This is a genomic window from Burkholderia sp. Ac-20345 (genome assembly GCF_017104825.1).
Classification (GTDB): domain Bacteria; phylum Pseudomonadota; class Gammaproteobacteria; order Burkholderiales; family Burkholderiaceae; genus Burkholderia; species Burkholderia lata_B.
This window is the reverse complement of the sequence record NZ_JAAGPO010000032.1, coordinates 1-18,038: the sequence shown is the minus strand read 5'-3', so window position 1 is coordinate 18,038 and position 18,038 is coordinate 1. Positions and strand designations below refer to the sequence as shown.

The following is an 18,038-nucleotide window of genomic DNA, read 5'->3' as shown; positions in this document are numbered from 1 at the left end:
CGGATTCCTTGCATCCCTGGGTTCTTGCCGACAGGCATCAAAATCAGTAGTCGATGAGCTGATGCTCGCGCAAATACGCGAGGATCACTTGTGCTTTTTCGACCGAACTCCCTTCATTTACGACGTTGCCGCCACGGCTTTCGGTCGTCGTCGCGGACAGCATCCGGGCATGCCCGGAGCGCTTCTCGGCGGCGACCAGCTTTACGGGTTTACGCTCGATCGGGCCGACCTTCCACGCGCCCGCGTCGGCGTCCGCGCCGGGCGCCGCGAGCGCGGGCCGGATCGCGCCGGCGCGCAGCTGCGCATACGCGTAGCGCGGCTCGGCATTCGCGAGCGGATGGACGGCGACGACGGCAGGCAGCGCTGCGTCGACGCGCCGCCGCAGCCCTTTCGGCAAAAATTGCCGGACGGCCGCGCGGCCGCCTTCGACCGTCACGTCGACGGCCGAGCCGACGAGCGGATAGCCGAGCGCCGCGGCAATGCGGTACGGCAGCATGCCGGTGTCGTATACGCCCTCGGCGCGCGTGCCGGTCAGCACGAGGTCGTAGCCCTCGACGCGCGCGGCGAGCGCGTGCACGGCATCGTCGCCGTCGCGGCAGGCCAGCACCTCGACCTCCCGTGCGCCGAGCGCGAGATATTCGGCAAGCGCCGCATTCGCGGGGTCGCCTGCATGGATCACGTCGAGCTTCGCGCGATGCCGCTCCGCGAGCTGGCGGCCGGTTTCGAGCGCGGCCGCGTCGTTGCGGCTATAGCGCGCGACGCCGCTGACCGGGTGGCGGCCGACGGACACGAGCACCGCAATGCGTTGCAACTGGCGGGGGGCGTTCATGCGGCGACTCCTTCCGGTTCACGGGTGCCGACCGCGGCCGGCGATTCGCCACGCGCGGCGCGCGCAGCCTGCACCTGTTCGATCAGCGCCGCGATCGTGCCCTGCGCGTCGCCGACCACCGTCAGGTTCGCGCGCTTCGCGATCGGCGCGCTGCCGTCGAGATTCACCGCGATCACGTGGCGGCAGTCCTTGATCCCCTGCAGGTGCTGCACCGCGCCCGAGATGCCGAACGCGATGTACACGCTCGCCTCCACCGTCTTGCCGGTTGCACCGACCTGCTTGTCGCGCGTGAAGTGACCGTTGTCGACCGCGACACGGCTCGCGCCGATCGCCGCACCGAACGCACCGGCCAGCCGCTCGAACGCACCGATGTCGGACACGCCGTTGCCGGCCGACACGATGAAATCGGCTTCCTCCAGCGCAACCTGCGCCGCGTCGATTTCGTCGAGGCCGAGATCGCGGTACGGATGCGCGGCGTCATGCGCCGGGCGGATGAAGTCGGCAGCCAGGCGTTCGCCCGCACCGACGAACGGCAGCTTCGCGTCGACCGCGTTCTGCGCGAGCAGGATCACGTCGGGCAGCGCACGGGTGGCAAACGCGCGCCCGGCCTGCGCGTACGCGCCGACATGCTTTGCGTCGATCTCGACGACGTGGGTCGCGACGCTCGCACCGGCGGCCGCTGCGTAACGCCGGCCGAGATCGCCGTCGCCCGTCGCGTTGTCGGGCACGAACACGTGTTTCGGTGCGAGCGCGGCAACGCAGGCCTGCAGCGCTTGCAGTTCGCTTTCAGGGTCGAACGCGCGCCGATCGAAGCCGCCGAGTTCCAGCAGCTTGTCGACGCCCAGCTCAGCCACGTCGTCCTTCAGCTCGCCGAACGCGAGCAGCGCGACTTCGGTCTGCGCATCGGCGAGCAATGCGGCGGCGGCGATCGCCTGCCGCGAATGATCGTCGAGCGCGCCACGTTCGCTGTGCGCGACTACCAGCATCACGTGCTTCGGATCCTGCACTGCGCGGCGCGGCTTCGCAGCCGCTGCACCATGACCGTGCGCGGACCCGTGCGCGGCGTTCGCGTCGGCGCTGCCTTCCTCGCCGAGCGTGATGCGCTTCAGGCCCGCGGCCGTGATGATGAACGGCCGGCGCGGATCGATTCGTTTGATCGTATTCATCGATTCACTCCAGCGAGGCGGCGACGAGTTCGGCCACGTCGAGCACGTTGGGGCGCGGGCCCACGACGCCTTCGAGCATCGCCGTGCAGTTCGGGCAGGCAACCGCGACCACGTCCGCGCCGATCGTGCGCGCGTCGGCGATGCGGATATCGGGAATGCGTTGCTTGCCGGGAATGTCGGTCAGCGGCGCGCCGCCGCCACCGCCGCAGCAGCGGCCGCGCATGCCGTTGCGCTCCATCTCGACGACCTGGATGCCGATCGTCTTCAGCAGCTTGCGCGGCGCTTCCGTCTCGCCGTTGTAGCGCCCGAGGTAGCACGGGTCGTGATACGTGGTGCGCTTCTCGCGCAGCGCTTCGACGGCCTTCGGCGCGATCTTGCCGCTATCGGCCAGTTCGGCGAGGTAGGTCGTATGGTGCTTGACCGTCACGCGCAGCCCGAGCGCACGGTATTCGTTGCGCAGGCTGTGCATCACGTGCGGGTCGGCCGTCACGATCTGCTTGTACGACAGCGTGCCGAGCGTGCCGATCAGGCGCTTCGCCATCTGCTGGAACGTCGCTTCGTCACCGAGCCGGCGGGCGACGTCGCCCGTGTCGGTTTCGGTCGAGCCGAGCACCGCATAGTCGACGCCCGCCTTGTTCAGCACCTTGACGAATGCGCGCAGCGTGCGCTGGTAGCGCATGTCGAACGCACCTTCGCCCGCGACGAACAGCACGTCGACCGGCTTGCCGGGTTGCGCGACGGGCGCGCTCAGGTCGACCGACCAGTCGTAGCGCGCGGCGGTGTCGTAGCCGCCCATCGTGCCGGTTTCACGCAGGTTCGCGAGCACTTCCTGGCCCTTGCCCGGCACCGTGCCGTGCACGAGCGTGCGGTTGCGACGCATGTCGACGATCGCGTCGACGTGCTCGATCAGCATCGGGCATTCCTGCACGCAGGCACGGCAGGTCGTGCACGACCACAGCGTCTGCTCTTCGATCAGGCCCGACACGATCGGGCCGTTCGGCTCGCCGCGGTGCTGGCCGACCGCGAGGCCCGGCGACGGGCTGCCCGCATATGCCGCATCGGTGCCGCCCGCCATCCCGACGACGAGATCCTGGATCAGCTTCTTCGGGTTCAGCGGCTGACCCGACGCGAACGCGGGGCACGCGGCTTCGCACTTGCCGCACTGCACGCACGCGTCGAAGCTCAGCAGCTGGTTCCAGCGGAATTCGACCGGCTTCTCGACGCCATACTCCTGATGCTCGATGTCCGGCAGCTTCAGCGCGGTCGGCGGCGTGGCCGTGCCGTTGCCCGTGAACGATTCGCGGGTGGCCGCGAAGCGCTCCTGGCGCGGGTGGAAGGCCAGGTGCAGCAGGCCGGCGATCGCATGCTTCATCGGGCCGCCCTTCGCGGCGCCGACCGTCATCGTGAATGCACCGACGCCGATCAGCACTGCGCAGAGCACCGCGAACGCGCCCGACATCGCACCGGTCGGCACCAGCATGAACAGCACGAGGCCGAGCGCGAACGAGCCGAGCAGCCAGGGCAGCGTATTCCACGGGCCGCGCGACAGGCGGGCCGGCACGTCCTTGGCCGCGCGTCGGCGCCACACGAACACCGCGCCGACCAGCATCGCGAGCGCCGACAGGAAGATCAGCTTGTCGAGCCACGGCGAGTAGATCGCGAGGCCGTAGTTGATGAACACCAGCGCGAGCGCGCCGATCGCGCCGCCGGCCGTCGCGACGTGCGTCTTCGCGATGTACGGATCGCGGGCGACCACGTGGTGCAGGTCGACGAAGTAGCGCTTCGGGATCGCGAACAGGTTCGCGACGCCGAACGAGCCGGGCGCGGTGGCCCGGCCGAGACGCCAGTAGGACGAGCGCTTCGCGACCGCGAACGCGAGCCCCGCCACCGACAGCCACAACAGGGCGGTAATGAGGAAGGACGGGTTCATCTTTTAGAAATCCTTCACGAGACGCAGCGAGTCGTAGATCGCACCGTGGACGTTGTGCATCGAGATGCAGTCGCCGACACGGAACAGCAGGAAACGGCCATTGCCGAGTTCTTCCGACAGGCACGGCTGCGGCTCGGCCGCGAACAGCGTGTGCGGATCGATCTGGCCGCGGTTCACCGATTCCGGCTTGAGCTTCCAGTACAGCTCGTCGTTCGGCGACGATCCGTTCTCGATCACCACCTGGTCGACCGCGCGCTCTTCGAGTTCTTCCGTGTACTCGTTGCGCAGCACCGCGATCAGCTTGCCGTCCTCTTCATAGACGCGATCGAGCATCGTGTTCGGCGTCGGGATCACGCCGAATGCGTACAGGCGGCGATAGAAGATCGGGAACGTCGTGCCGCCGCAATCGTCGGCCACCTTCACGTCCGGCGTGACGACCTCGACCTTCGAGCCGCGGCTCGCCATGAAGTCGGCCACGCCCGCGCCCGCATGCGTGCTCACGCCGTCGAACAGCAGCACGTTCTGCTTCGGCTCGACCTTGCCGGTCAGGATGTCCCACGAGCTGACGGCGAGGCCTTCTGCCACGCCCCAGCCCGGCACCTGCCACGTGAAGCTCGACCCGCCCGTCGCGAGCACGACGATGTCCGGCTTCTCGGCCATGATCATCTTCTCGTCCGCGGCCACGCCGAGCCGGCGGTCGACGCCCAGGCGCTTCGTTTCCATGTCGAACCAGCGGATGATCCCCGACATCTGTTCGCGCTGCGGCGCCTTCGCGGCGATCATCACCTGGCCGCCCACTTCCGCGTTCTTCTCGAACAGCACCACGTCGTGGCCGCGCAGCTTCGCGACACGTGCCGCCTCGAGGCCCGCCGGGCCCGCGCCGACCACCACGACCTTGCGCTTCGGGCCGCGCGACTTCTCGATGATGTGCGGCATCGTCGATTCGCGCGATGTCGCCGCGTTCTGGATGCACAGCACGTCGAGGCCGTTGTACTGGCGGTCGATGCAGTAGTTCGCGCCGACGCACTGCTTGATTTCATCTTCGCGGCCGTCGCGGATCTTGATCACCATGTGCGGATCGGCGATCTGCGCACGCGTCATGCCGACCAGGTCGATCATGCCGGTCGCGAGCAGGCGCTCGGCCTGGCCCGCATCGCGGATGCTCTGTGCGTGCATCACCGGGATCTTCACGACCGACTTGATGCCGGCCGCGAGGTGCACGAACGGCTCCGGCGGCAGCGCCATCGGCGGCATGCAGTTGGCGATCGTGTTGTGCGTATCGCCGCCCGAGCCGACCACGCTCAGGTAGTCGATCAGGCCCGTCTCCGACATCGCCTGCGCGATTTCCTTCAGCGCTTCATGATCGAGGCCGTCTTCGTGGAATTCGTCGCCGCACATGCGCAGGCCGACGCAGAAATCCTTGCCGACCGCCTCACGCACGGCCGTCAGCACCTCGATGCCGAAGCGCAGCCGGTTTTCCAGGCTGCCGCCCCATTCGTCGGTGCGGTGGTTCGAACGCTTGCTCCAGAACTGGTCGATCAGGTGCTGGTGGGCGGCCGAGATTTCGATGCCGTCCATGCCGGCCGCCTTCACGCGCTTCGCGGCTGCCGCGAAATCACCGATGATGCGGCGGATTTCCTCGATCTCGATGATCTTCGCGTTACCGCGGTGCACGGGTTCGCGCACGCCCGACGGCGACATCAGGTGCGGCCAGTGCTCGCCGTGGAACGACGAGCGACGGCCCATGTGCGTCGCCTGGATCATGATCTTCGCGCCGTGCTTGTGCATCGTGTCGGCGAGGCGCGTGAGCGGATCGATGATCTTGTCGGTCGACAGGTTCACCGATTTCCACCAGCCTTGCGGGCTGTCGATCGACACCGGGCTCGACCCGCCGCAGATCGCGAGGCCCACGCCGCCCTTCGCCTTTTCTTCGTAGTAGCGGATATAGCGGTCGCCCGGCAGGCCGCCCGGCTCGGCATACACCTCCGCATGCGCGGTGCTGACGATCCGGTTGCGCAGCGTCAGCTGGTTCAGCTGCATGGGTTTGAACAGGTGGGGATAACGCATCGCTGGCGACCTCTGGCGTTCGAATGTCTCGTGTTGCGGGTGTTGTTGTGTTGCTGTGCCGTTACGTCAGCGCGTCAGTGCGCGATCGGCGACACTTCGAAGACGCAGTGGTCGTGATGCTCGGCCGCACACTGCACTTCCTTCGATTGCGCACGCGGTGCGCGCTGGCCTTCCGGCGTCGTGTCGTTGACCCAGTCCATCGCGCCGGCGAACCAGCCCGCGAACATGTAGCAGAGCTTGCCTTCCTTGCCCGGCTGCTGGAGCACGAACGACGAGTGGCGCAGCTCGATCTTCGCGCGCGCGCTGGCCGGATCGGCCTCGATGATCGAGAACAGGCCCCAGCCGCGCTGCGACAGGCGCTTCAGGTAGTGCTCGAACACGGCCATGCCGGTCAGGCCGTGCAGCTTGGCTTCCTTGTCGCACCAGTGGTAGGCGGACTTGTAGCCGGCCTTGTACAGGATCTCGGCGTACGCCTCGACGCCGAGCGCTTCCTCGACGGCGACGTGGTTGTTCGTGAAGAAGTGACGCGGCACGTACAGCATCGGCAGCGCGTCGGTGGTCCAGACGCCGGTATCGGGATCGACGTTGATCGGCAGTTGCGGTTGCATCGTGGTGACTCCGTGAGGAAATTGGCCGCGCGGCTCAGTGCGCAGGCGCGACATCGTCCGCGCGCCCGTGCGGCTTGCACGGGCACGTCCCGATTTTTTTAATTTGAATCGCTGGCGGTGGTTCGGCGTTCGCGGCGCTTACGCGCCCCACACGTCCTTGAACACCCGCACCCAGTTCTCGCCCATGATCTTGCGGATACGCGACTCCTTCCAGCCGTGGCGCTCCATCGCGGCCGTCAGGTTCGGGAATTCGCCGATCGTGCGGATGCCGTCCGGGTTGATCACCTTGCCGAAATTCGTCAGCTGGCGATAGCGGCCCTTGTCATGCGTCAGCATGTCGAAGAACTCCTTCGCGAAATCCTGCGTGAAATCCGTGCCGATACCGACCGCGTCTTCACCAATCAGGTTCACGACGTAGTCGATCGCCTCGATGTAGTCGTCGATGTTCGCCTCGATCCCGCGCTTCAGGAACGGCGCGAACATCGTCACGCCGACGAAGCCGCCTGCGTCGGCGATCTCCTTCAGCTGTTCGTCGCTCTTGTTGCGCGGGTGCTCCTTCAGGCCCGACGGCAGGCAGTGCGAATAGCACACCGGCTTCTTCGAGAACGCGATCGCTTCCGACGACGTGTTGCCGCCCACGTGCGACAGGTCGACCATGATGCCGACGCGGTTCATCTCGGTGATCACTTCGCGGCCGAAGTCCGACAGCCCGCCGTCACGCTCGTAGCAACCGGTGCCGACCAGGTTCTGCGTGTTGTAGCAGAGCTGCACGACGCGCACGCCCATGTCGGCGAACGCTTCGATGTAGCCGATGTTGTCCTCGAACGCATGCGCGTTCTGGAAGCCGAGGATCACGCCGGTCTTGTCTTCCTTCTTCGCGCGGAAGATGTCTTCCGTCGTGCGCACCAGCGTCAGCAGCTCGCTGTTGTCGCGGATCTTCTTCTTCATCACGCCGATGTTGTCGACGGTCTTGGTGAAGTTTTCCCACACCGACACCGTGCAGTTCGCGGCGGTGATGCCGCCCTTGCGCATGTCTTCGAACACCGGCTTCTCGAACTTCGAGATGTTCAGCCCGTCGATGATGATGCTGTCTTGATGCAGCGTGCTCATGTGTTGCTCCAGTATTGTCGGGTCGGTGGGATCAATAGATCGGGAAGCGTTCGCACAACGCGAAGATCTCGCGGCGCACGCGCTGTTCGGTGGCATGGTCGCCTTCCGGGTTCGCGCGCAGTGCGTCGAACACTTCCAGGATCAGGCGGCCCACTTCGCGGAATTCCGCGACGCCGAAGCCGCGCGTCGTGCCGGCCGGCGTGCCGAGGCGGATGCCCGACGTGACGGTCGGCTTCTCGATGTCGAACGGAATGCCGTTCTTGTTGCAGGTGATGCCCGCACGCTCCAGCGCCTGTTCGACCGGCGCGCCCTTCAGGCCCTTCGGGCGCAGGTCGACCAGCAGCAGGTGGTTGTCGGTGCCGCCCGTGACGAGATCGACGCCGCCCGCCTTCAGCACTTCGCCGAGCGCCTGCGCGTTCGCGAGCACGTTGTCGATGTAGGTCTTGAAGTCCGCATGCAGCACTTCGCCGAACGCGACGGCCTTGCCGGCGATCACGTGCATCAGCGGGCCGCCCTGCAGGCCGGGGAACACGGCCGAGTTGATCTTCTTCGCGATGTCCTCGTCGTTGGTCAGCACGAAGCCGCCGCGCGGGCCGCGCAGCGTCTTGTGGGTGGTCGACGTGACGACGTGCGCATGCTCGACCGGGTTCGCGTGGCGGCCCGCGGCGATCACGCCGGCGATGTGCGCCATGTCGACCATCAACTTCGCGCCGACGCTGTCGGCGATCGCACGGAAGCGCGCGAAGTCGAGCGCACGCGGGTATGCCGAGAAGCCGGCGATGATCAGGTTCGGCTTGTGCTCGTGCGCGAGTGCCTCGACCTGGTCGTAGTCGATCCGCATCGTGTCGCGGTTCACGCCGTACTGGACCGCGTTGAACCACTTGCCCGACAGCGCCGGCTTCGCGCCGTGCGTCAGGTGGCCGCCCGCGTCGAGCGACATGCCGAGCACCGTGTCGCCCGGCTTGGCCAGCGCGAGCATCACCGAGCCGTTCGCCTGCGCGCCGGAGTGCGGCTGCACGTTCGCATAGCCGGCGTTGAAGATCTTCTTCACACGCTCGATTGCCAGCGCCTCGACTTCATCCGCGAACTCGCAGCCGCCGTAGTAGCGCTTGCCGGGATAGCCTTCCGCGTACTTGTTGGTCAGCACCGAGCCCTGCGCCTCGAGCACGGCACGCGACACGATGTTTTCCGACGCGATCAGTTCGACCTGCGACTGCTGACGCTCGAGTTCCTTCAGGATGGCGCTGCGCACCGGCGCGTCGCGCTCGGCAAGGGGCTGCGAGAAGAAAGGCTGGGTGTTCGACATAGTGCGTCCGTGACGAAGAATAAGGGGCTGAAACCGAAGCTCAAGGCCCGCCCTGCCTGGGTTTCCCGCTCGTCCCGTACAAGGCTGCCGACGGCTCTATTCTTGTCGTTCGGATTTTCGGCGGATTGATGAATTTAGACGCGTTCTTTGCCTTTTCCGCCATCCGCGTCCGTTTTATACAAGTGACCGGTCGTGCTTTTTCGGATGACCAAGCAAACCGCCTCCGGCAGTTCACCTATGAACAGGCACGCCGGCGGTGCGATTGCCGCCCGGTCGGGGTGCAACGCGTCCCGAATACGGTGCAGTGCAGCATGCGGCTTTCGGCCAGACAACGTATGGATCTAGGGTTTAGCCGTATGGCACGCTTGTTGCGCTGGCTCACACAATATCGCAGCCCGTCCGTGCCCCCCGGGCGTAAAGCTATTAGAGATTCAAGGAACACCCCCCATGTCGCCCGACCGCACAGCGTCGCTGTCCCACTTCGCGTTCATGCCCTTACCGAATTTCACGATGATCGCGTTCACCAATGCGATCGAGGTGCTTCGGATGGCGAACTACCTGAGCGGCCAGCCGCTCTACCGCTGGTCGGTCATCAGCCCGGAAGGCGGCCCGGTTACCGCGAGCAACGGGCTGACGGTCGACACCGGCCCGGCCGAATGCGTGGGGCAGCCCGACATCGTGTTCGTATGCGGCGGCGTCGACGTGCAGCGCGCGACCACGCCCGCCCATCTGTCGACGCTGCGCCGCTTCGCGCGCTCGGGCATCCCGCTCGGCAGCCTGTGCACGGGCACCTATGCACTCGCGAAGTCGGGGCTGCTCGCGGGCTACGCGTGCGCGATCCACTGGGAGAACATGTCGGCGCTGAAGGAAGAGTTTCCGGACACGCGCTTCCTGAAGGAACTGTTCGTGATCGACCGCGACCGCATCACGTGCACGGGCGGCGTCGCGCCGCTCGACATGATGCTGAACCTGATCGCCGCGCGCGTGGGCACCGCGCGCGTCACGCAGATCGCCGAGCAGTTCATCGTCGAACACGTGCGCGATACGAGCGCGCAGCAACGCATGCCGCTCGTCGCGCGCCTCGGCTCCGCGAACAAGTCGCTGTTCGAAGTGATCTCGCTGATGGAGAACAACATCGAGGAACCGCTGTCGCGCGAGGAGCTCGCGCGGCTCGCGAACATGTCACAACGACAACTGCAGCGCCTGTTCCGCGAACACCTCGGCATGACGCCGACGCACTACTACCTGACGCTGCGGCTGCGCCGCGCGCGCGAACTGCTGCTGCAGACCGACATGTCGATCATGCACATCACGATGGCGTGCGGCTTCCAGTCGGCGTGCCACTTCAGCAAGAGCTATCGCGATGCGTTCGGCGTCGCGCCGACCCGCGAACGCCGCAAGCAGGTCGCGCCGCTTGCTCAGGGTGCGGCAAGCGCCAGCCCGGCATTCCCTGCGCATGTGCTGCACGCGTAACCCGCACCGCCACTGACGCATGAAAAAAGCGGCCTAGAAGGCCGCTTTTTTCTTTGCGCTTACGATCCCCACACCTGCATTTCGTCGAGCGAATAACCCCACTGCGTCGCGCGCTTCGTGCCGTACATCCGCACGTAGCGGCCATGCCCGTTCAGGTTCGGCAGCGTCACGTGGCCATACGACACGCCGTTGTTCGTCGAGTAGATCGTCGTCCAGTTCACGTTGTCGTTCGACGTCTGGATCTGGTAGACGAGCGCGCATGCGTCCCAGTAGAGATCGATGCTGCTGATCGTCTTCGTTGCACCGAAATCCACGGAGATCCATTGCGGATCGACGCCCGCGCCTTCCACCGCGTGAGCCTGCACACCACGCATGCGCGACGCACCACCGCCAGCAATACGCAAATCGCGCAGCTCTATCGCGGCCACTGAGCGCGCATGCGCGGTCCGGGCATGCGCGTCCGTCGATTCATTTTTCTAAACCGCCCCTCACAAAACCTCGTTTGCGGCGCGACTCACGCATGACGTTCAATGGGTCATTCGCCTGCGCCGGCGCGTATCGCGCTCCGGCCGGCCGCCTGATCCACCGAACGGAGTCGTCGATGAATGCACTACAGCTCGTGACCCTTGCCGCCATCTGGGGCGCGTCGTTCCTGTTCATGCGCATGGGCGCGCCGGAATTCGGCGTCGTCCCGCTGATCGCGCTGCGCGTCGCAATCGCGGCCGTGCTGTTGTCGCCGGTGCTGCGCAACGCGCAGGCGCGCCAGGAATTCCGCTCGCACGTCGTGCCGCTGTTCGTCGTCGGCATCGCGAACTCGGCGTTGCCGTTCTGCCTGCTGACTTACGCCGCGCTGTTCGTGACGGCCGGCACCGATTCGATCCTGAATGCGACGACGCCGCTATGGACCGCGATCGTCGCGTACGTATGGCTGCGCGCGCCGCTCACGAAGCCGCAGGCGCTCGGCCTCGCGCTGGGCTTTGCCGGGGTCGTCGTGCTCGCCGGTTCGGCGGTCGGCGCGGGCACGCCCGGCGCACCGCGCGCAATCGCCGCTGCGATGCTCGCGACGCTGTCGTACGGGTTCGCCGCGCATTACTCGAAGCGCAGGCTGGCGAACGTCAGGCCGTTCGTGTCGGCGTTCGGCAGCCAGTTGTTCGCGGCGGTCGCACTCGTGCCGCTCGCACTGCCGATGTGGCCGCACGGGCCCGTTCACACGTCCGCGTGGATCGCGGTGGTGCTGCTCGGCGCGATCTGCACGGCGGTCGCCTACCTGCTGTATTTCGGGCTGATCCGCAATGCGGGCGCGCAATATGCCGCGTCGGTCACGTTCCTGATTCCGATCTTCGGTGTCGTATGGGGCGCGATCTTCCTGCACGAGACCGTCACCGTGCAGACGGTCGCCGGGTGCGCGATCATCCTGCTCGGCACCGCGCTCGCGACCGGCAAGCTCAAGGGGTTCGCGGCCGCCGCCGTGCGCGGGTCACGCCAGTAGATCGCGCGGGCCGTCGCCGCCGCCGATCTCGCTCGCGAGCCAGTCGCGGAACGCGGCGATCTTCCACTCGTGTTGGCGCGCCTCGCTGCACACGACGTAATAGGACAGCTCGGTCGGCCACGGCCGCGCAAGCACACGAACCAGCCGGCCGGCCGCGACTTCGTCCCGCGCATAGATGTCGCGCACCAGCGCCACGCCCTGCCCGGCGACCGCCGCCTTGATCAGCAGCGCATCCTCGCTGAAGCTCGCGCCGCGCGGCGCACGGGCATCCTCGATCCCCTGCGCGCGCAGCCACAGCGCCCAGTCGGCGCGATCCGCGTCCTGCAGCAGCGGATACGACAGGCAGTCGGCGGGCGTGGCGATCGGACGGGCGGGATCGAGCAGTTGCGGGCTGCAGACGGGCCACAGCTCGGGTGTCCAGATGCGGAACGACGCGTGCCCGGGATAGTGGCCCAACCCGTGCCGGATCGCGACATCGACATAGTCGCGACGCAAGTCGACCAGCTGCGCGCGCGTCTCGACGGTGATTTCGATTTCGGGGTACGCGGCATTGAACGTGCCGAGGCGCTGCACGAGCCACGTGTTCGCGAAGGAGGCGGTGGTCGTCACCGCGAGGCGGACGACACGCCGGTTCGCACCGTGCACGTTCGCCCACGCAGCCTCGATCTCGTTGAAGCCGCCGGCGAGCTGGTCGAACAGCGCACGGCCCGTGCCGGTCAGCTCGAGTTCGCGGCCGGTACGCTCGAACAGGCGCACGGCGAGGCGATCCTCGAGATTGCGGACATGCTGGCTGACGGCGCCCGGTGAAATGCAGAGCTGGTCGGCCGCCTGTTTCATGCTGCCGCAGCGCGCCACTTCGACGAACGTGTGCAACGCTGCGAGGGGAAGTGACTTGGCCATCCGTGGATGTGCCGCCGGACGGCGGCAATGGGGTCGGGAACGGGCGATGATTATCGCAGCAATTCCGTGCGGCCGGGATCGCGGGGCGCCAGCGTTCCGGGCCGCGTAGTACGTGCGCGTGGCCTGCCCTTCCCTGCGCCTCCAAGCAAAAACGGGCGGCCCGTTTCCGATACCGCCCGCTTTGCATGACGCGTTGCGTGTGTCGAACGCGCGTCGAACTAGCGCATCACGCGTCGCGCCGGCCGGCCGCGTGATTTCCATCCGTGCGCCTCAACTGCGGCCGACCGTGGACGCCCGCGGTCGAACGCGCGGTGCAGACCATCGGTGCGCTGGCCTCGCGGCAACGGCACACGCACCAGCCCAAGCACGGACGATGCCACCCGAGCACGCGCCTTGCGTTCTGGCCGGTGCGCGACAAAGAATGAAATCGGAAGGCGGCGTGACGATGTGACGAAGTGAACAGCGGGCGGCCGGCACGGCCGCGTGGCGGTTTCAGCGGAGGAATTCCATGAGCACCGAGAGCGCACTCCAGGCGACGATCCAGGCACTCGTTCAGGACGGCAAAGGCTTGCTGGCGGCCGACGAAAGCGGGCCGACCATCGCGAAGCGCTTCAAGACGATCGCGGTCGAATCGACCGAAGAGAACCGCCGCGCATGGCGCACCCTGTTGCTGTCGACGCCGGGCCTCGGTGAATTCGTCAGCGGCGTGATCCTGTATGAAGAGACGCTCGGGCAATGTGCGGACGATGGCACGCCGTTGCCCGAACTCGCCGCTCGCCAGCAGATCGTGCCCGGCATCAAGGTCGACGCGGGCAAGATTCCGCTCGCACTCGCGCCCGGCGACGAAATCACGCAAGGGCTCGATGGGCTTGCGGAGCGCCTCGCCGGCTACCAGCGGCAAGGCGCACGGTTCGCGAAATGGCGCGCGGTGTACAACGTGTCCGCCACGCTGCCGGGCCATGCGGCGATCACGGCAAACGCCGAAGCGCTGGCGCGCTATGCGGCGATCTGCCAGGAGGCCGGCGTCGTGCCGATCGTCGAGCCGGAAGTGCTGATGGACGGCGATCATTCGATCGGCCGCTGCGCGCAAGTGACCGACGCCGTGCTGCACGCCGTGTTCGACGCGCTGCACCGGTACCGGGTCGTGCTGGCGCACATGTTGCTCAAACCGAGCATGGTCGTCGCGGGCAGCACGCACACCGCACAGCCGGCCCCCGCCGAAGTCGCGGAGGCGACGGTGCGCCTGTTGCGCAGCGCCGTGCCGGCCGAAGTGCCCGGCATCTTCTTCCTGTCCGGCGGACAGACGCCCGAGGAAGCGACGGCGCATCTCGACGCGATGAATCGCGTTGCCGGGCGGCCGTGGCTGCTGAGCTTTTCATATGGACGCGCGCTGCAGGAGCCGCCGCTGGCCGCGTGGAAGGGACAGGCGGCCAACGTACGCGCCGCGCAGGATGCGCTGCTGCTGCGCGCCCGCCTGAACGGTGCGGCCTGCCGCGGTCAGTACGACGCCACGATGGAGCGCACCCCGTAAACGGAGCCGGGCGAATGTCGCCCGGTCGATCGTTCACGCGTGAGCTTTTCGCCCGGCTCGATCGCGGGCACTGAGCGCGCGCTTCCCGAACGCACAAAGGGCCGAGGCGCTTGAACGCCCCGGCCCCTTCGATTACCGCGTGGTGGTCGGTCGCGTTACGCGGCCAGCAACCCGTGCGGGTCGATGACGAATTTGCGCGGCGCGCCACCGTCGAACTTCTTGTAGCCTTCCGGCGCCTGGTCGAGCGAAATCACTTCGACGTTGACGATCTTCGCGATCGGCAGCCGGTCGAACAGGATCGCCTGCATCAGGTTGCGGTTGTACTTCAGCACCGGCGTCTGGCCCGTGAAGAACGAGTGCGACTTCGCCCAGCCGAGGCCGAAGCGGATGCTCAGGCTGCCGTGCTGCGCGGCCTTGTCCTTCGCGCCCGGATCGTCCGTCACGTACAGGCCCGGGATGCCGATCGCGCCGGCCGGCCGCGTGATTTCCATCAGCGAGTTCAGCACCGTCGCGGGCGCTTCCTCCGAATGGCCCGACGAACCGTGGCCGTGTGCCTCGAAGCCGACGCAGTCGACCGCGCAGTCGATCTCGGGCACGCCGAGAATCTGCTCGATCTGCTCGCCGAGCGATGCGTCCTTCGACAGGTCGACCGTCTCGAAGCCCATCGCCCGCGCGTGTGCGAGGCGTTCCGCATTCATGTCGCCGACGATCGTCACGGCCGCGCCGAGCAGGCGAGCCGAAGCGGCCGCCGCCATCCCGACCGGGCCCGCGCCCGCGATATAGACCGTCGAGCCCGGCTTCACGCCCGCGCTCACCGCGCCGTGATAGCCGGTCGGCAGGATGTCGGACAGGCAGGTCAGGTCGCGGATCTTCGCCATTGCCTGATCGCGGTCGGGGAATTTCAGCAGGTTGAAATCCGCGTACGGCACGAGCACGTACTCGGCCTGGCCGCCGATCCAGCCGCCCATGTCGACGTAGCCGTAGGCGCCGCCCGCACGCGACGGGTTCACGTTCAGGCACACGCCCGTATGCGTGTCCTTGCACATCGCGCAGCGGCCGCAAGCGACGTTGAACGGCACCGACACGAGATCGCCGAGCTTCAGCGTCTCGACGTCGCGGCCGATCTCGACCACCTCGCCCGTGATCTCGTGACCGAGCACGAGGCCGACCGGCGCGGTCGTGCGGCCGCGCACCATGTGCTGGTCGGAACCGCAGATGTTCGTGCTGACCACTTTCAGGATCACGCCGTGGCCGATCGCACGGCCGCTCGGATCGACCATCTTCGGATAATCGATCTTCTGCACTTCGACCTGGCCCGGCCCAAGATAGACGACACCTCGATTGCTGCTCATCGTATTGTCTCCATGTCTCGTTGGATGGCGCCGCGGCGCGCCGGCTCATGCGGCGCACGCGCAACGTGCTGTTCGAGAGTAGTCCGGGAGGCGGGGGCGCCGATGTCTCAAACGCGACACGCGTTTGAACGGCGCCGACATCGATGGCGGAAATACGAAAGTCGGGCGGAAAACGACGGAAAGGTTGCGCGCGCGGCGTGACGCGCCGGGGCGGGCCGATCGTGGCGACCGGCCTCCCCTCGCATGGGCAGGCGTTACCCGCCCTGATTTTCCCGGATGATCGCGGCGGCGGCGCTTTCCGCGTCGCTCGCGACACCATCGTGCACGCGCGTGCTGACGGCCGGCGTCGGCGGCTCGCTGTCGAGCGCGTGGCCGTTGCGGTCGTGCGTGTCGACCGTCGCGCGCATCGACAGCCCGACGCGCAGCGGATGCGCGGCGAGATCGCGCGCATCGAGCGCGATCACGACCGGCACGCGCTGCACGACCTTGATCCAGTTGCCGGCCGCGTTCTGCGACGGCAGCATCGAGAACGCGCTGCCCGTGCCCGCCGAGAAACCCTGCACGCGGCCGCGATAGGTCACGCGCGAGCCGTACAGATCCGACACCACCTCGACCGGCTGCCCGACGCGCATGTGGCGGATCTGCCCTTCCTTGAAATTCGCCTCGATCCACAGCTGGTTGAGCTGCACGATCGACATCAGCGGCACGCCGGGACCGACCTGCTGGCCGACCTGCACCGAACGCTGCCCGATCGTGCCGTCAACCGGCGCGACGATCGTCGTGCGCTTCAGGTTCCGGTACGCGAGCTTGAACTGCGCGGCCGCCTGCACGACGGCCGGGCTTTCGTCGACAGGCAGTTTGGTGCCGAGCGCGCGTGCCGCGTCGAGCTGCGCCTGTGCGGCCGCGAGATTCGCCTGCGCACCGGCGACCGCCGCGCGCGCACGCGCGAGCTCCTCGGGCGCGACGATCTCGACCGACGCGCCCGAACGTGCGGCGAACGCACGCTGCGCGAGCGACAGGTCGGCCCGCCGCGCGTTCACGGCCTCGACGTACATCGTGTTCGAAATCTTCGCGTTCGCGACCTGCCGCACCGCCTGTGCGAGCTGCGCCTTCGCCTGCGCGAACGCGACGGACGCCTCGGTGTCGTCGAGCTTCACGAGCGTCTGGCCGGCGCGCACGGCCTGCGTATCGGCAACCACGACGTCGGTCACCGACCCGGGGATCTGCGCGGCGACCTGGACGATGCTGCCGGCGACGTACGCGTCGTCGGTGTCTTCGTAGTAGCGATCGCTCAGCAGCCAGTATGCGATCCATGCGAGCGCGGCCACCAGCACGACCGCGAAGAACGCGATGAAGCGCTTGCGGCGCGTCGCGCGGCGCGCGTCGAGTGCCGGGTCGTTCAGTGCGGCCGGCGGCGCGGCGGTATGAAGGTTGTCGTGGTGCATCAGTCGCTTTGCGTAACGATCAGACGATCGTGCTGGAACAGGGGGATCGGCGGCATGACCGACGGGCTCGGCGCCGGATTCGCCGCTGCCGTGCGTGCGAGAACGGGGGTGCCGCGCGTTGTCGCGCCGGCGGCCGGCGTGATTGCTGCGTCGTCACGTCGTGCGGACCCCGCATTCGATGCAGCGATGACCTGCGGCACGGCCCCGCTCGCCGCTCGCGCTTCGGCCGACGGCACCGCCACGGATCGGCTCGCGGTCGGTGTGGTCGCAGTGCCCACGGCGGTCGCTGCGGGCGCGGCAGTCGAAGCGCCTCGCTTCGCCGCCCCGCTACGCGCCCGATGCATGGCCGGCGCCTGCGCAACCGTCGCGCCCGCATCGAACCCGCCGCCCAATGCGCCGATCAGCCCGACGCGCAGCGTCCGCTGCCGGCCGAGCAACGCGATCATCTGCGCGCGCTCGTCGATCAGCGTGAGATCCGCGACATCCACGTCCTTCTGCATCAGCACGCCGCGCCGGTGACGGTCGGTCGCGATCTCCACGATCTTCTGCGCAGCCACGACCGCGTCCTGCTGCTGCGCGACGAGCGTCTGCGACGTCTGCAGCGACGTGACGAACTGCGCGACCTGCCCGAGCGCGTCGTCGACGGTCTTGTTGTACAGCCCGATCGCCACATCGGCCTGCGCGACATCCGCACCGAGCTTCGCCTTCAATCGGCCGCGATCGAAGATCGGCAACGAGATCGCCGGGCCGATGGAGCCGGCGAGCGCGTCGCGCGAGAACAGCGACGCAGGCGTCAGCGCGAACACGCCGCCGAGCGCGACGAGGTTCACGA

Annotated in this window: 14 protein-coding genes and 1 pseudogene; 3 read left to right on the top strand and 12 right to left on the bottom strand. The window is 67.4% G+C overall.

Annotation, left to right across the window (positions count from 1 at the left end; genetic code table 11):
• Positions 1-43: 43 nt before the first annotated feature.
• The 7 genes from G3O06_RS14560 to G3O06_RS14530 form a co-directional block, all read right to left on the bottom strand.
• Positions 44-829 (bottom strand): electron transfer flavoprotein subunit beta/FixA family protein, encoded by a 786-nt coding sequence (locus tag G3O06_RS14560; RefSeq protein ID WP_205816503.1) that lies wholly within the window; start codon positions 827-829, stop codon positions 44-46.
• Entirely contained in the window at positions 826-1,995 is a 1,170-nt protein-coding gene (locus G3O06_RS14555) for an electron transfer flavoprotein subunit alpha/FixB family protein (protein ID WP_205816502.1), read from the bottom strand. Before G3O06_RS14555 ends, G3O06_RS14560 begins: the two co-directional genes overlap by 4 nt.
• A 4-nt stretch (positions 1,996-1,999) precedes the next feature.
• Positions 2,000-3,925 carry a (Fe-S)-binding protein gene (locus G3O06_RS14550; protein ID WP_205816501.1) on the bottom strand — a complete coding sequence of 642 codons (1,926 nt, stop codon included), beginning with the start codon at positions 3,923-3,925 and terminating at the stop codon, positions 2,000-2,002.
• A gap of 3 nt (positions 3,926-3,928) precedes the next feature.
• Positions 3,929-5,992 carry an NADH:flavin oxidoreductase gene (locus G3O06_RS14545; protein ID WP_011354182.1) on the bottom strand — a complete coding sequence of 688 codons (2,064 nt, stop codon included), beginning with the start codon at positions 5,990-5,992 and terminating at the stop codon, positions 3,929-3,931.
• Between the two features lie 74 nt (positions 5,993-6,066).
• A complete protein-coding gene (locus G3O06_RS14540) occupies positions 6,067-6,600 on the bottom strand; it encodes a DUF5943 domain-containing protein (protein WP_205816500.1) in 534 nt (177 codons plus the stop codon).
• A gap of 138 nt (positions 6,601-6,738) precedes the next feature.
• Positions 6,739-7,710 carry a dipeptidase gene (locus G3O06_RS14535; RefSeq protein ID WP_174931264.1) on the bottom strand — a complete coding sequence of 324 codons (972 nt, stop codon included), beginning with the start codon at positions 7,708-7,710 and terminating at the stop codon, positions 6,739-6,741.
• A gap of 31 nt (positions 7,711-7,741) precedes the next feature.
• On the bottom strand, positions 7,742-9,016 hold the full coding sequence (locus tag G3O06_RS14530; RefSeq protein WP_205816499.1) for a serine hydroxymethyltransferase: 1,275 nt from the start codon (positions 9,014-9,016) through the stop codon (positions 7,742-7,744).
• 447 nt (positions 9,017-9,463) lie between these two features.
• Here G3O06_RS14530 and G3O06_RS14525 point away from each other — a divergent pair, with 447 nt between their 5' ends.
• Positions 9,464-10,489 carry a GlxA family transcriptional regulator gene (locus tag G3O06_RS14525; protein WP_174981173.1) on the top strand — a complete coding sequence of 342 codons (1,026 nt, stop codon included), beginning with the start codon at positions 9,464-9,466 and terminating at the stop codon, positions 10,487-10,489.
• 59 nt (positions 10,490-10,548) lie between these two features.
• Here the strand turns inward: G3O06_RS14525 and G3O06_RS14520 are convergent.
• Positions 10,549-10,836: pseudogene (locus tag G3O06_RS14520) on the bottom strand (discoidin domain-containing protein); the annotation flags it as partial.
• 254 nt (positions 10,837-11,090) lie between these two features.
• Here G3O06_RS14520 and G3O06_RS14515 point away from each other — a divergent pair.
• Entirely contained in the window at positions 11,091-11,978 is an 888-nt protein-coding gene (locus G3O06_RS14515; RefSeq protein WP_205816498.1) for a DMT family transporter, read from the top strand.
• Here the strand turns inward: G3O06_RS14515 and G3O06_RS14510 are convergent.
• A complete protein-coding gene (locus G3O06_RS14510; protein ID WP_174998052.1) occupies positions 11,967-12,878 on the bottom strand; it encodes a LysR substrate-binding domain-containing protein in 912 nt (303 codons plus the stop codon). The genes G3O06_RS14515 and G3O06_RS14510 overlap by 12 nt on opposite strands.
• Positions 12,879-13,386: 508 nt before the next feature.
• Here G3O06_RS14510 and G3O06_RS14505 point away from each other — a divergent pair.
• Positions 13,387-14,409: a class I fructose-bisphosphate aldolase gene (locus G3O06_RS14505; protein ID WP_205816497.1), complete on the top strand. Its 1,023-nt coding sequence runs from the start codon at positions 13,387-13,389 to the stop codon at positions 14,407-14,409.
• A 155-nt stretch (positions 14,410-14,564) separates the two neighbouring features.
• Here G3O06_RS14505 and fdhA read toward each other — a convergent pair whose 3' ends face one another.
• The 3 genes from fdhA to G3O06_RS14490 all read right to left on the bottom strand — a co-directional run.
• Positions 14,565-15,761 carry a formaldehyde dehydrogenase, glutathione-independent gene (gene fdhA / locus G3O06_RS14500; RefSeq protein ID WP_039369545.1) on the bottom strand — a complete coding sequence of 399 codons (1,197 nt, stop codon included), beginning with the start codon at positions 15,759-15,761 and terminating at the stop codon, positions 14,565-14,567.
• 254 nt (positions 15,762-16,015) lie between these two features.
• Positions 16,016-17,206 carry an efflux RND transporter periplasmic adaptor subunit gene (locus G3O06_RS14495; RefSeq protein WP_174981186.1) on the bottom strand — a complete coding sequence of 397 codons (1,191 nt, stop codon included), beginning with the start codon at positions 17,204-17,206 and terminating at the stop codon, positions 16,016-16,018.
• Positions 17,206-18,038 (bottom strand): TolC family protein (locus tag G3O06_RS14490; RefSeq protein ID WP_205816496.1); only part of this gene is annotated, 833 nt, incomplete at its 5' end. The genes G3O06_RS14495 and G3O06_RS14490, both read right to left, overlap by 1 nt.